15 protein-coding genes are annotated in these 14273 nt (G+C 46.2%); 12 read left to right on the forward strand and 3 right to left on the reverse strand.

What is annotated here, in order from left to right; genetic code table 11:
* Positions 1-61: 61 nt before the first annotated feature.
* From proB to pgpA, 10 genes are all read left to right on the forward strand, one after another.
* Positions 62-1246 (forward strand): glutamate 5-kinase, encoded by a 1185-nt coding sequence (gene proB, locus AB4138_RS08155; protein WP_372305604.1) that lies wholly within the window; start codon positions 62-64, stop codon positions 1244-1246.
* Between the two features lie 66 nt (positions 1247-1312).
* Positions 1313-2563 carry a glutamate-5-semialdehyde dehydrogenase gene (locus tag AB4138_RS08160; protein ID WP_017060786.1) on the forward strand — a complete coding sequence of 417 codons (1251 nt, stop codon included), beginning with the start codon at positions 1313-1315 and terminating at the stop codon, positions 2561-2563.
* Positions 2564-2719: 156 nt separating this feature from the next.
* Complete coding sequence (gene nrdR, locus AB4138_RS08165) at positions 2720-3169, forward strand: transcriptional regulator NrdR (RefSeq protein ID WP_004734394.1); 450 nt, start codon at positions 2720-2722, stop codon at positions 3167-3169.
* A gap of 40 nt (positions 3170-3209) precedes the next feature.
* Complete coding sequence (gene ribD, locus AB4138_RS08170; protein ID WP_017060785.1) at positions 3210-4289, forward strand: bifunctional diaminohydroxyphosphoribosylaminopyrimidine deaminase/5-amino-6-(5-phosphoribosylamino)uracil reductase RibD; 1080 nt, start codon at positions 3210-3212, stop codon at positions 4287-4289.
* 69 nt (positions 4290-4358) lie between these two features.
* Positions 4359-5015, forward strand: a complete 657-nt coding sequence (locus tag AB4138_RS08175) for a riboflavin synthase (RefSeq protein WP_010436361.1) — start codon at positions 4359-4361, stop codon at positions 5013-5015.
* Positions 5016-5123: 108 nt separating this feature from the next.
* Positions 5124-6233 carry a bifunctional 3,4-dihydroxy-2-butanone-4-phosphate synthase/GTP cyclohydrolase II gene (gene ribBA / locus AB4138_RS08180; protein WP_017060784.1) on the forward strand — a complete coding sequence of 370 codons (1110 nt, stop codon included), beginning with the start codon at positions 5124-5126 and terminating at the stop codon, positions 6231-6233.
* 295 nt (positions 6234-6528) lie between these two features.
* On the forward strand, positions 6529-6999 hold the full coding sequence (gene ribE / locus AB4138_RS08185; protein ID WP_004741508.1) for a 6,7-dimethyl-8-ribityllumazine synthase: 471 nt from the start codon (positions 6529-6531) through the stop codon (positions 6997-6999).
* A complete protein-coding gene (gene nusB / locus AB4138_RS08190; protein ID WP_004734399.1) occupies positions 6999-7466 on the forward strand; it encodes a transcription antitermination factor NusB in 468 nt (155 codons plus the stop codon). Before ribE ends, nusB begins: the two co-directional genes overlap by 1 nt.
* A 114-nt stretch (positions 7467-7580) precedes the next feature.
* On the forward strand, positions 7581-8555 hold the full coding sequence (gene thiL / locus AB4138_RS08195) for a thiamine-phosphate kinase (RefSeq protein ID WP_372125750.1): 975 nt from the start codon (positions 7581-7583) through the stop codon (positions 8553-8555).
* Entirely contained in the window at positions 8555-9061 is a 507-nt protein-coding gene (pgpA, locus tag AB4138_RS08200; RefSeq protein WP_017060782.1) for a phosphatidylglycerophosphatase A, read from the forward strand. The genes thiL and pgpA overlap by 1 nt, the downstream gene beginning before the upstream one ends.
* Before the next feature lie 119 nt (positions 9062-9180).
* Here pgpA and dxs read toward each other — a convergent pair whose 3' ends face one another.
* The 3 genes from dxs to xseB are packed head-to-tail and all read right to left on the reverse strand — an operon-like array spanning position 9181 to position 12233.
* Entirely contained in the window at positions 9181-11064 is a 1884-nt protein-coding gene (gene dxs / locus AB4138_RS08205) for a 1-deoxy-D-xylulose-5-phosphate synthase (protein ID WP_372132575.1), read from the reverse strand.
* Between the two features lie 21 nt (positions 11065-11085).
* Positions 11086-11970, reverse strand: a complete 885-nt coding sequence (gene ispA / locus AB4138_RS08210; protein ID WP_010436376.1) for a (2E,6E)-farnesyl diphosphate synthase — start codon at positions 11968-11970, stop codon at positions 11086-11088.
* A gap of 20 nt (positions 11971-11990) precedes the next feature.
* Positions 11991-12233 carry an exodeoxyribonuclease VII small subunit gene (gene xseB, locus AB4138_RS08215; RefSeq protein WP_010436379.1) on the reverse strand — a complete coding sequence of 81 codons (243 nt, stop codon included), beginning with the start codon at positions 12231-12233 and terminating at the stop codon, positions 11991-11993.
* A 298-nt stretch (positions 12234-12531) separates the two neighbouring features.
* On the opposite strand from xseB, the gene pomA reads away from it, so the two are divergent.
* Together pomA and AB4138_RS08225 are read left to right on the forward strand one after the other, a co-directional pair.
* Entirely contained in the window at positions 12532-13296 is a 765-nt protein-coding gene (gene pomA / locus AB4138_RS08220; protein ID WP_017060778.1) for a flagellar motor protein PomA, read from the forward strand.
* A gap of 12 nt (positions 13297-13308) precedes the next feature.
* Entirely contained in the window at positions 13309-14256 is a 948-nt protein-coding gene (locus AB4138_RS08225) for a flagellar motor protein MotB (protein ID WP_017060777.1), read from the forward strand.
* The last annotated feature ends 17 nt before the right edge of the window (positions 14257-14273 follow it).

Here is a 14273-nt window from a genome sequence, read left to right on the forward strand (position 1 = left end):
TTCTATATAAAGCAAAAAGGTGCGATTTCGCACCTTTTCTGCTTGTGAATTCCCCTTTTGATTGCTAAAACATCACCTCTTATTTGTTTTATCCATAAAAGACTTCATGACAACAAATCATCAAAGCGGGACAACAACACAGCGTAAAACTGTCGTTGTTAAACTGGGTACCAGTGTCTTAACTGGTGGAACATTGGCATTAGACCGCGCTCATATGGTTGAGCTGGTTCGTCAATGTGCTGAATTAAAAAAACAAGGCCACTCTGTGGTTATGGTTTCGTCTGGTGCAATTGCAGCAGGACGTGAGCACCTAGGTTACCCCGCACTTCCCAACTCAATGGCGAGCAAACAGTTGCTTGCGGCAGTTGGGCAAAGTCAGTTGATTCAAGTTTGGGAGTCTTTGTTTGCTATCTATGGCCTTAAGATTGGCCAGATGCTACTGACTCGTGCTGATCTCGATGATCGCGAGCGTTTTCTTAATGCACGTGACACGATCAACGCACTGGTTGAGCACGATATTATTCCGGTAGTAAACGAAAACGACGCAGTAGCAACCAACGAAATTAAAGTGGGCGACAATGATAACTTGTCGGCCTTAGTGGGTATTTTGTGCGGTGCTGATAAGCTTTTGCTACTAACAGACCAAAAAGGCCTGTTTACGGCTGACCCTCGTAAAGATCCAAATGCTGAGCTCATCAAAGAAGTGAAAACCATTGATGACACGCTGCGTAAGATCGCAGGTGGCAGCGGTACTACGTTGGGTACTGGCGGCATGGCGACAAAACTGCAGGCGGCTGACATTGCTCGTCGCGCAGGCATCGAAGTGATTATTGCTGCGGGCAGTGCTGAAAATGTGGTGTTTGATTCACTGAGTGATAACCCACAAGGCACACGTTTCTTGCCTTTAGCGGAAGCGCTTGAAAACCGTAAACGCTGGATTTTAGCGGGCCCTGCTTCAGCAGGTGACATCGTGGTTGACGACGGCGCAGTAAACGCAGTCAACACCAAAGGCAGCAGCTTGTTGGCGAAAGGGGTTGTTCGAGTTAAAGGCGAATTCTCTCGTGGTGAAGTTACCCAAGTCACAGACAGCAAAGGCAAAGTAATTGCGCGTGGTATCGCCAGTTATTCAAGCCAAGACCTAGCAAAAATTGCAGGCAAGCACAGTAAAGATATTGGCGACATCCTTGGATACGATTATGGGTCAGAAGTCATTCACCGTGACGACCTAGTTATAATCCAAGAGTAGCTCGTGATGATAAGGTGAATCACCTTTTTGCATCCAAAGACAGACAGAATTTAGGGAGAGTTAAACGTGGATTTAACTAACATGGGTATCGCAGCAAAAGACGCTGCTTTCCACCTAGCGACCGCATCTACGGCGCAAAAGAATAAAGCATTGGCGATTATCGCTGATGAGCTAGAAGCAAACGCAACAACGATTTTAGAAGCGAACGCGAAAGACATCGAACTGGGTCGTGAAGCGGGTTTAACTGACGCACTGCTCGATCGTCTACTTCTTAACGAAGAGCGCTTAACCGGTATCGCTAACGATGTTCGTAACGTGATTAGCCTGAATGACCCAGTTGGCAGCGAAATTGACAGCAAAGTACTAGAAAACGGTATGTCACTGTCTCGCCGCCGCGTGCCACTTGGTGTGGTGGGTGTTATCTATGAAGCGCGTCCGAACGTAACCATCGATATTGCAGCTCTGTGTCTGAAGACAGGTAACGCAAGCATTCTACGTGGTGGTAAAGAGACGTTTTTCTCGAACATGGAACTGGTTAAGGTTATCCAGTCTGCATTAGAGAAAGCGGAACTTCCTGCGGCTTCTGTTCAGTACATCGAGAAGCCTGATCGTGAACTCGTTTCTCAACTGCTTAAACTGGACGACTACGTGGATATGATCATTCCTCGTGGCGGCGCTGGTCTGCACAAGATGTGTAAAGAGAACAGCACCATCCCAGTAATCATCGGCGGCTTTGGTATCAGCCATATCTTCGTTGATGAAAGCGCTGATCTTGAGAAATCTGTCGATGTGGTCGAAAACTCAAAAGTTCAACGTCCATCGGCGTGTAACTCGTTAGATACACTGCTAGTGCATGAAGCGGTTGCTGAAGCTTTCCTAACTAAGCTGAAACAGCGTTTAGCCGGCAAGGTAACCTTAGTTGCTGATACCAGTGCAAAATCGCTGCTAGCGGGTTTTGAAGACCAACGTGATGCGGTTGAAGGCGACTTTGACACTGAATGGCTAAGCTACACGCTAGGCGTGAAAGTGGTAGCGGATGTGGCTGAAGCGATTGACCACATGCGTGTACACAACGCGAGTCATTCAGATGCGATCATGACCAATAGCTTAGAGAGCTCAGAGCGTTTCATTAACTCTGTTGGTTCTGCAGCGGTTTATGTGAATGCATCAACACGTTTCACTGATGGAGCACAGTTTGGTTTAGGTGCTGAAGTTGCCGTGTCTACTCAGAAATTGCATGCTCGCGGCCCAATGGGCTTAGAAGAGCTGACAAGCTACAAATGGGTAGGTAAAGCGAACTATTTAGTCCGCGGTTAACGCTGGTCGTTAATTTTACTCCTCAGCTCATTTTTGAAATGGCGGTCGAGTAGCAATAATCAATGAATCACCACACAAAAGGGCCTTAATTGGCCCTTTTTCTTTCCTAACGTTTGGCAATTCCGTTACACTGATATTCAATTATTTGGAGGTGATATGCATTGTCCTTTTTGTTCAGAGAACGACACTAAAGTAATCGATTCAAGACTGGTAGCCGATGGCCATCAGGTTCGTCGTCGCCGTCAATGCCTTGCATGTAGTGAACGTTTTACTACGTTCGAATCGGCAGAACTTGTGATGCCTAAAGTCATAAAGTCGAATGGAAACCGCGAACCATTTAATGAAGATAAAATGGTGGGTGGTGTACAGCGCGCCCTAGAAAAACGCCCAGTGAGTGCTGACGCGATTGAACTTGCGATCAGTACGATTAAGTCACAACTCCGTGCAACTGGTGAGCGTGAAGTACCAAGCGAGATGATTGGTAATCTTGTGATGGGCCAATTGAAAGAATTGGATAAAGTGGCGTACATTCGTTTTGCCTCTGTTTACCGCAGCTTTGAAGACATCCGAGAGTTTGGCGAAGAAATCGCTAAATTAGAGGATTAACTCCTCAATCATGTCAAACTTTACTCCCCTAGATTTTCAAATGATGTCGCGTGCTATTCAGTTAGCAAAACGCGGCATTTACACTACTGCGCCAAACCCTAATGTGGGTTGTGTCATTGTACAAACCGACGGTCAGATCGTTGGTGAAGGTTTTCATGCCAAAGCTGGCGAACCTCATGCTGAAGTACATGCCATGCGAATGGCAGGCGACAAAGCAAAAGGTGCGACGGCTTATGTCACGCTAGAGCCTTGTTCTCATTACGGTCGAACGCCGCCTTGTGCTGAAGGTTTGATTAAGGCTCAAGTAGCCAAAGTGATTTGTGCCATGCAGGACCCAAACCCAAAAGTCGCAGGTCGTGGTATCAAAATGCTACGCGATGCGGGTATTGAGGTTGAAATCGGTTTGCTAGAGCAAGACGCTCTCGACTTGAACCCTGCATTTATCAAGCGTATGCAAACTGGCATGCCATTCGTTCAGTTAAAGATGGCCGCTAGCCTTGATGGGCAAACGGCATTGGAAAATGGCCAAAGCCAGTGGATCACATCGCCAGAAGCACGTCGTGATGTTCAGAACTACCGAGCAAAATCAGGCGCTGTGTTGTCAACTAGCCAGACGGTGATTGAAGACAACGCGTCGTTGAATGTTCGTTGGGCAGAGTTGCCAAGCAGTATCAAAGGTCATTACGCTGAAGACGAGCTGCGTCAGCCGATTCGCGTGATTCTTGATCGTCAAAACCAACTGCGTCCTGAACTCAAGTTATTCCAGACTCCAACATCGGTGTTGAGAGTTGCCGAAGCATCTGCTGATATTGAAGTCGCAACCACAGATGCAGGTCAGCTCGATTTGCACGATCTGATGCGTCAATTACCTGCCAATCATATCGACCATATTTGGGTCGAAGCGGGCGCAACATTGGCAAAAAGCTTGATTGAAGAGCAGCTGGTGGATGAGCTAATCCTTTATTTAGCACCTAAACTTATGGGCAGTGACGGACGAGGTTTGATGGGTGCATTAGGGCTCACTTCAATGTCTGACGTTATTGACCTAGAAATTAAAGATGTTCGACAGGTTGGTGTGGATATTCGTATCGTTGCGAAACCCGTATTTCGAAACAGATAGTAACGAAACCACAGTGGAAATAGTTACTCCAACTACATACGTGTCGTTGACAACAAAAAGAGTTTTAAAATGTTTACAGGAATTGTAGAAGCCGTAGGTACATTGAGTGCAATCACTCCCCGCGGAGAAGACATCACCGTAACGGTTAATGTTGGTAAGCTTGATATGGCTGACGTTAAGTTAGGCGACAGTATCGCTACCAATGGTGTGTGTTTGACAGTTGTTGAATATAACGACCACAGCTACAGTGCAGATCTTTCGCTTGAGACCCTGAAAAAAACGGGTTTTGTCGATTACCAAGCGGGCGATAAAGTTAACCTTGAGAAAGCAATGTTACCAACCACGCGTTTCGGTGGACATATAGTGTCTGGTCACGTTGATGGCGTGGGTGAGATTGTTGAACGTAACCAAGTTGGCCGTGCGATTGAATTCTGGGTAGAAATGCCAGCAGAAATCTCAAAATACGTGGCTCAAAAAGGCTCAGTAACAGTTGATGGCATTAGCCTGACTGTGAACGATTTACGTAAGAACGCATTCAAGCTGACTATCGTTCCTCATACTTCTTCAGAAACCACCATCGACCAATTCAATGTCGGTCGTAAAGTGAATCTAGAAGTTGATGTATTAGCACGTTACATGGAGCGTTTACTGCAAGGTCAGCAACAAGAATCTGAGCCTGAATCTCGATTAACGATGGAATTCTTACAGCAGAATGGTTTTGCCTAACCGTTGATACAAAGTGCGTTAAGCGAGACTTTGTAAAGCGAAGCAATATCATCAGGTTTAAATAGTGTCGGTTCTAGGAAGCAGAACCATTTCAAAGGATATAGAACAATGCCAATTAGTACTCCTCAAGAAATTATTGAAGACATTCGCCTAGGAAAAATGGTTATCCTGATGGATGATGAAGATCGCGAAAATGAAGGCGATCTGATCATGGCAGCAGAACATGTGACGCCAGAAGCGATTAACTTCATGGCGATGTACGGCCGTGGTTTAATTTGTCTGACGCTAACCAAAGAGCGTTCAAACCGCATGGGTCTAGCGCCTATGGTTCAAGATAACAACGCACAGTACACCACTAACTTTACTGTTTCGATTGAAGCGGCAGAGGGCGTAACAACGGGTATCTCTGCATCAGACCGTGCAGTGACGGTTCAAGCGGCAGTGGCGAAAGATGCGAAAGCGGCTGATCTTGTTCAACCTGGTCATATTTTCCCACTGACAGCGCAAGATGGCGGTGTTCTGACTCGCGCAGGACACACAGAAGCAGGTTGTGATTTAGCACGTCTTGCAGGCTGCGAGCCAGCATCGGTTATCGTTGAGATCCTTAACGACGACGGTACTATGGCTCGTCGCCCTGACCTTGAAGTGTTTGCTGAAAAACACGACATCAAGCTAGGCACGATTGCTGACTTGATTGAATACCGCAACAACACAGAAACAACGATTGAGCGTGTAGCACAATGCCATTTACCAACAGAGTTTGGTGATTTCGAGCTGGTGACTTACCGCGATACAATTGATAACCAGATCCACTACGCGATGCAAAAAGGCGACCTATCTGAAGGTGCTCCTTTGGTACGTGTTCACCTGCATGACACGTTCACCGATCTGCTTCATTCAGACCGTGGTACTGAACGCAGCTGGTCGCTAGATAAAGCGATGAAGCGTATTGGCGACGAAGGCGGTGTGTTGGTTATTCTTGGCAACGAAGAGTCGTCTGATTCTTTGATTCACAAAGTGAAGACATTCGAAGCGCAAGACAAGAACGAGCAGCCAACTATGGCGAAGAAGCAGGGTACCTCGCGTCGTGTTGGTGTCGGTTCTCAGATTCTTCAAGATCTAGGTGTGCACGATATGCGTCTGCTTTCTTCAAGCACTAAGCGTTACCACGCATTGGGTGGTTTTGGCCTTAACGTTGTTGAGTACGTTTGCGAATAAACCATGCGTTAGCAAGCAGACGTTTCTCCGTTTGTAGCAACATAATTTACCGATGATTTCAGTGGCTCTTTTGGTGATAAATCTTGCCAAAAGAGCAAAGTAGCCAAGTCCGACTCAAAACGTGTTCAACACACAAACTTGGTTACTCGCTGTTCCTATATGCTTGGGATCAGCGCTGCATTATCATCTTTACATTGCCGGTGTCTGTTCTTCTAAATTACCATTAGATATTGCTCACAGTTTTGTGCTAGAATCCGGCGATTCTCACTTGATGAAAATAGTTAAAGGAAGGCTTATGAAAGTGATCGAGGGTGGCTTCCCAGCGCCAAATGCAAAAATTGCTATCGTTATTGCTCGTTTCAACAGTTTTATTAACGAAAGTTTACTTTCTGGTGCAATCGATACTTTAAAGCGTCATGGACAAGTAAGCGAAGACAACATCACTGTTGTTCGTTGCCCTGGTGCAGTAGAACTTCCACTTGTAGCGCAGCGCGTTGCAAAAACAGGTAAGTTCGATGCGATTGTATCTCTTGGTACAGTAATTCGTGGCGGTACACCTCACTTTGACTATGTTTGTAGTGAATGTAATAAAGGTTTGGCACAAGTGTCTCTGGAATATTCTCTTCCAGTAGCGTTTGGTGTTCTTACTGTTGATACGATCGATCAAGCTATTGAACGCGCAGGAACCAAGGCTGGTAATAAGGGTGCAGAAGCAGCACTTAGCGCACTTGAGATGATCAACGTTCTTTCTGAAATCGATTCCTAATGGGGGCCAGTGTGAAACCAGCCGCACGTCGTAACGCACGTCAATTTGCTCTACAAGCAATTTATTCTTGGCAAATTACTAAAGAAAATATTGCTACCGTTGAAGAACAGTTCTTATCTGGTGGTAAGTACGATGAAGAAGAGCATCATGCTGCAGAGCCTGCTCTTGCTATGCCAGAAACAGACGTTGCATACTTCCGCGACCTACTAACTGGTGTTGCTCTTAGCCACATGGAACTTGATAGCAAGCTTCGTCCATTCGTATCTCGCCCTATGCAAGATCTGGATCTGATGGAACTAGCGCTTCTACGTTTAGCTATGTACGAGATGACTCGTCGCGAAGATGTACCATACAAAGTGGTTATCAACGAAGCTATCGAGCTTGCAAAAGTATTTGCAGCAGAAGACAGCCATAAGTTTGTTAACGGTGTGCTTGATAAAGCTGCACCGCACGTTCGTAAGAAATAAGACGTTCGTATATTGAATCTAAAGGTCAGCTTTTATGCTGGCCTTTTTTGTAACTAAATTTCTGTAATATCCATGATTACGGCGATTTTTATGAGACTAAAGATAGGGCATGTGATGTCTGGCGAATTTAACCTGATTGAAAAATATTTTGTAAATCGACAACCACAACGTAAAGACGTTCTTCTAGCTGCTGGCGATGATTGTGCTTTGGTCAAAGCGCCGGGCAATGTTGAGATAGCGATCAGCACGGACACCTTAGTGGCTGGTACCCATTTCTTAGCTGAGGCGAATCCGGCTTGGGTGGCACACAAAGCGTTGGCTTCCAATATCAGTGACCTTGCTGCAATGGGCGCGACGCCTGCTTGGGTGTCTTTTGCTTTAACCATGCCTGAAATCGATGAAGCATGGCTTGCTCCCTTCTGTGACTCCTTTTTTAAACTCGCAGACTACTTTGGTATTCAGTTAATTGGTGGCGACACAACCAAAGGTCCACTAAGCCTGACACTGACGGTACAGGGCTTTGTTCCTGAAGGACGAGCGCTGCGCAGAGATGGCGCGAAAGTGGGTGACTGGATTTACGTAACAGGTAACCTAGGTGACAGTAAAGCTGGCCTAGAGGTGCTACTTAACCCAGAGCAGAACAAAGCGAAGCCCTATGCTGCTGAGCTAGAAGAGAGACATTATGTGAGCACTCCACGAGTGTTAGCGGGTCAGGCGCTAGTGAACCTTGCTTCATCTGCGATTGATATCTCTGATGGTGTTATTGCTGATTTAAAACATATCCTTAAGCGTTCTCAAGTTGGCGCGAGTATTGATGTAAGCACGCTGCCTATCTCTGCAGAATTACGTCAGTTCGCTCCTGATATCATTTCAGCTCGGCAGTATGCGCTAACGAGTGGTGAAGAGTACGAGCTGTGCTTTACTGTACCAGAAGAGAATAAAGGGTCGTTGGAAAGTGCTTTGTCACACACAGGTACAAAAGTCACCTGCATTGGCCAGATAAGACCTGTAGAATATTTTGAATTACACAATAATGGTGAACCACTAAGCTGGAACTTAACTGGTTACGATCACTTTAAGGTTAATTGATGACAAACCCACTTTCTCTTATTTCTCTTAAAAACCCTTGGCATTTCTTAGCAACGGGTTTTGGCAGTGGCTTATCGCCTATTATTCCCGGCACAATGGGCACGCTTGCGTCAATTCCGTTGTACCTATTGTTGGTTCAGTTACCGTTTCCTGCTTACGTTGCCGTGGTGGTGGTAAGCTGCATTATTGGTATTAAGATCTGCCAAGTAACGTCTGACGATATGGGCGTGCATGACCACGGTTCTATCGTTTGGGATGAGTTCGCGGGCTTTTGGATCACCATGAGCTTAGTGCCTATGTTGAATATCCCTGCTGATGACTGGAAGTGGCTGCTGACTGGTTTTGTGCTTTTCCGCTTCTTTGACATGGTGAAACCATGGCCGATTGGTTGGTTAGATGCACGAATTCACGGCGGTTTAGGTATCATGATTGACGATATTGTAGCGGGTATTATGGCGGCTATTTCGTTGTATGCCGTGGCACATTTCGCTGGTTGGTTAGTGTGAGTTAACTGAAGGGCTAAGGTTTAGTTGGCGATACACCAAACTAATTAGCAGATACTAAAAAGGTTGACCCTAGGGCCAACCTTTTTTGTTTGCGGAGCTTACGAGCTTACGTATTAAAGCTACTTGGCAAGATAGTCAGTGATAGACTTCTCAATGCCTTTCGCGTCCAAACCAAGCTCTTCATGCAGTTCGCCTTGCGTACCTTGAGCAATGAACTTGTCTGGTAGGCCAAGGTTCAATACTGGCATCAGCAGTTTCTCTTGCATCAAGAACTCAATCACACCTGCGCCCGCACCACCTGCAATCGCATTCTCTTCGATAGTTACCAGTACATCGTGGTCAGCAGCAAGTTGTTTGATCAGAGCTTCATCGAGTGGTTTCACAAAGCGCATATCTGCAACTGTCGCATCGATGACGTCAGCGGCTTGAAGTGCACTCTCAAGGAAAGTACCAAAGCTTAAGATAGCGACTTTCGAGCCATCTTTTGTTTTTTCGCTTTCGCGAACGATACGACCTTTACCAATCTCAAGCGCGGTAAATTTATTTTGTATCTCAGTACCCATACCATTACCGCGAGGGTAACGAACGGCACTTGGACCTGTATGCTGGTGGCCAGTGTAAAGCATTTGGCGACATTCGTTTTCGTCGCTTGGCGCCATGATCACCATGTTTGGAATACAACGCATAAAGCTTAAGTCGAACGCACCTTGGTGTGTTTGACCATCAGCACCGACAAGACCTGCACGGTCAATAGCGAACATGACCGGTAAGTCCATGATAGCCACATCGTGGATCAGTTGATCGTAGCCACGTTGTAGGAACGTCGAGTAGATAGCGACAATCGGCTTATCACCCGCAATCGCCATACCCGTTGCTAGGGTCACAGCATGCTGCTCAGCAATTGCTACGTCGAAGTATTGTTCTGGGTACTCTTTCGAGAAACGCACCATGCCAGAACCTTCACGCATTGCAGGCGTGATCGCCATTAGCTTAGGATCTTGCGCCGCCATATCACACAAGAAATCGCCAAAAATCTTAGAGAAAGTTGGTTTAGAGCTGGTGCTCTTCGGCAGACTTGAATGTGCAGGGTCGAATTTAGGTACGCCGTGATAACCAATTGGATCTTTCTCAGCTGGCTCGTAGCCTTTGCCTTTCTTCGTCATGATATGTAAGAACTGAGGACCTTTAAGATCTCGCATGTTCTTGAGCGTTTTAATCAACTCATTGACATCGTGACCATCAATTGGACCAATGTAGTTGAAACCTAACTCTTCAAACATAGTGCCAGGGACAACCATACCTTTTAGATGTTCTTCTGTACGACGGACCAACTCTTTTATCGGCGGAACGCCTGATAGCACTTTCTTGCCACCCTCACGAATTGACGTGTAAAGACTGCCAGAAAGAACTTGAGCTAGGTGGTTGTTTAGAGCTCCTACATTTTCAGAGATCGACATCTCGTTATCATTAAGGATAACCAACATGTCATTGTGAATATCACCCGCATGGTTCATGGCTTCGAAAGCCATACCTGCGGTAATCGCGCCATCACCAATCACACTCACGACTTTACGATTCTTACCTTCTTTCTTCGCACTGATCGCCATACCAAGTCCGGCGCTGATCGATGTTGAAGAGTGACCAACAGAAAGGGTGTCGTATTCGCTCTCTTGTCGCCATGGGAATGGGTGCAATCCATCTTTTTGACGAATAGTCGACAAGCGGTCGCGACGACCAGTAAGAATTTTGTGCGGGTATGCTTGGTGGCCAACATCCCAAACCAATTGGTCAAAAGGAGTGTTATACACATAGTGCAGAGCCACTGTTAGCTCTACTGTACCTAAGCCTGACGCTAAGTGGCCACTTGACTGGCTCACTGAGTTAAGAAGATAGGTGCGTAATTCATCACAAAGCTGTGTTAGCGTCTCTTTCGGAAGTAGACGCAAATCCTCTGGCTTATCAGCCAAAGCAAGAGTTGGGTACTTTGATATATCAAGAGTCATAGGTAATGCGCGCTTATTGTCTTAGTTCTTGCGCTCGATGACGTATCGGGCGAACTCTTCGAGTGACTGGGTATTGTATGGGATTGCAGCCAAAGCTTGAAGCGCTTCCTGTAGCAGAGTTTGCGCTTTTTCTTGAGCGCCCTCTAAACCTAACAAAGAAGGGTAGGTGCTTTTGTTTAATTCTTGGTCAGAACCCTGTGGCTTACCCAAAGTTTCCGTGTCGCTGGTGATATCCAAAATATCATCTTGAACTTGGAAGGCTAACCCGATGGCATCGGCGTACCTATCTAATTGAGGCATTACTTCTAACGCTTTTTCACCAGCAGCGAGTGCACCTAATCGAATGGCACTCTTCATTAAAGCGCCCGTTTTATTTCGGTGAACTTCTTCTAATTCTTCTAGCGTAACAGCGCGGTTTTCGGCTTCAATATCAAGCGCCTGACCAATACACATACCTTGAGCACCAGAGGCTTCAGCTAAGCGTTGAATCATTCGAACGCGATTGCTTTCCCCATCAGCACTTAACGTGCCTTCCGCAAGTATAGTAAACGCGAGAGTTTGTAGTGCATCGCCAGTTAAAATAGCGGTCGCTTCATCAAATTTGATGTGACAAGTCTGATGACCACGGCGCAGTTCATCGTCATCCATCGCCGGAAGGTCGTCGTGAATCAGAGAATAGGCATGAATACATTCGATTGCAGAAGCTGGAGTATCGAGCTCTTCAGCCGTGCACCCGAGCATTTCCCCTGTAATGTAGACAAGAAATGGACGCGCACGTTTGCCGCCTAAAAGCAATCCATAACGCATTGCGTTGATAAGATTTTGATTTTGGTGTGGCAGGCGATCAAGCCAAAGGTTCAGTTGCTCGTTATTACGTGCTTGATAAGACAATAACGTCTCGATCATAGGGGATCTCATACAATTTGTTATTCAGGTTGTGGGTTAAAGTCGCTAAGTTCTGCATTTTGATCGTTTTGCAGTAAGATGCTAACGCGTTGTTCTGCATCGTTTAGTTTACTTTGACCGGCTCGAGCGAGGGAGATACCTCGTTCGAATTTTTTCAGCGCATCATCTAAAGCTAGATCACCATTTTCTAGTTGATCAACCAAGCCATCAAGCTCTTCGATTGCCGCTTCAAAGCTCATATTTTCAGGTTTCTTAGTAGCCATAATAAATCTGCGTTTGGAAAGATGAACGAACGTTACCCTAGGCCGCTGATATGGTCAAATGTAACAAAGGAATTTTGCTAGAAAGTTCGTTTTTAAGGGGCTTGAACTCACTTTGATTGAATAACCTTAGCTTTATCGAGTTTATGCGCTACGTATAGGGGTAAAGTCTGCGAATAGTAGTGACTCAAAAACGAAAAGTGTGATACTTAAGCCAAGAATTTACTAAAAGATCTTATAGTCTGGCCGATAAAAAGATTATCGTCGACGTAGAGCTACAAAAAAGCATGAGGAGTGCTCAGTGGATTTAGCAACCCTAATAGGTTTGATTGGTGGATTTGCCTTTGTAATCATGGCAATGATCCTAGGTGGAAGCCTCGGGATGTTCTATGACACGACATCCATTTTGATCGTGGTTGGTGGTTCAACGTTTGTTGTTCTGATGAAGTTCACCATGGGACAGTTCTTTGGCGCGACTAAGATTGCCGGCAAAGCTTTTATGTTTAAAGCGGATGAGCCTGAAGATCTTATTGCGAAAGTTGTAGAGATGGCTGATGCGGCTCGTAAAGGTGGTTTTTTAGCACTGGAAGAGATGGAAATTAACAACAGTTTCATGCAAAAGGGCATCGATCTTTTGGTGGATGGCCATGATGGAGATGTAGTTCGTGCTGCACTGCAAAAAGACATCGCATTAACCACAGAGCGTCATGAGCAGGGCGCGAAGGTGTTCTCTGCATTTGGTGATGTAGCACCCGCGATGGGTATGATTGGTACCTTGGTTGGCTTGGTTGCCATGCTTTCTAACATGGATGATCCAAAAGCGATCGGCCCTGCGATGGCGGTGGCACTTTTAACCACCCTATATGGTGCGATTCTTTCGAACATGGTGTTCTTCCCAATTGCCGACAAGCTTGCGCTGCGTCGTGACCAAGAGACACTCAACCGTCGTTTGGTTATGGATGGCGTACTCGCGATTCAAGATGGTCAGAACCCACGAGTAATCGATGGTTACCTGAAGAGCTACCTAAACGAAGGTAAGCGTACGATTGATGGTGAACCTGCGTAAGAGGAGTTGAAGATGGATGAAGAAAATCCATGTAAATGTCCTCCTCCGGGATTGCCTCAATGGATGGGGACATTTGCTGACTTGATGTCACTGCTGATGTGTTTCTTCGTACTGCTGCTCTCATTCTCTGAGATGGACGTACTGAAGTTCAAACAGATCGCTGGCTCGATGAAATTTGCGTTTGGTGTACAAAACCGCTTGGAAGTGAAAGACATTCCTAAAGGCACCAGCATCATTGCACAAGAGTTTCGACCTGGTCGTCCAGAGCCGACACCGATTGATGTGATCATGCAGCAAACGATAGATATCACTCAGCAGACGCTGGAATTTCATGAAGGTGAATCTGAGCGTGCTGGCGGTACCATGCGTGATCAAGGCAAGATGACCGGAGGCAAGTCGCCAGAGGTTTCGACTCACGACAATCAAAACTCTGAGTCAGACCAACAGCAACAACAAGCTGAAGCTCAATCGCAAGAGATGGAAACCTTGATGGAAAGCATCAAGAAGGCGTTGGAGCGAGAGATAGACCAAGGCGCGATTGAAGTTGAAAACCTTGGCCAGCAGATTGTGATTCGAATTCGTGAGAAGGGTGCATTCCCATCGGGTTCTGCTTTCCTACAGCCTAAGTTCCGACCTTTGGTGAGACAGGTTGCTGAGTTGGTGAAAGATGTTCCGGGTATCGTTCGAATCTCAGGGCACACCGATAATCAACGTCTTGATTCCGAGCTTTATCGCTCTAATTGGGACTTGTCATCACAGCGAGCAGTGTCTGTTGCTCAAGAGATGGAAAAGGTGCGTGGTTTCTCTCATCAACGCTTGAGAGTACGCGGCATGGCGGATACCGAGCCAGTCGAGCCGAACGATACTGAATGGCAACGTAGCCTCAACCGCCGCGTTGAAATCAGCATCATGCAGGGCGAGCCGCTTTACAGTGACGAAGTGCCTGTTATTAATGAATAGCCGATACGTGTACACAC

The organism is Vibrio sp. 10N.286.52.C3 (assembly GCF_041468865.1).
Lineage (GTDB): Bacteria > Pseudomonadota > Gammaproteobacteria > Enterobacterales > Vibrionaceae > Vibrio > Vibrio crassostreae_C.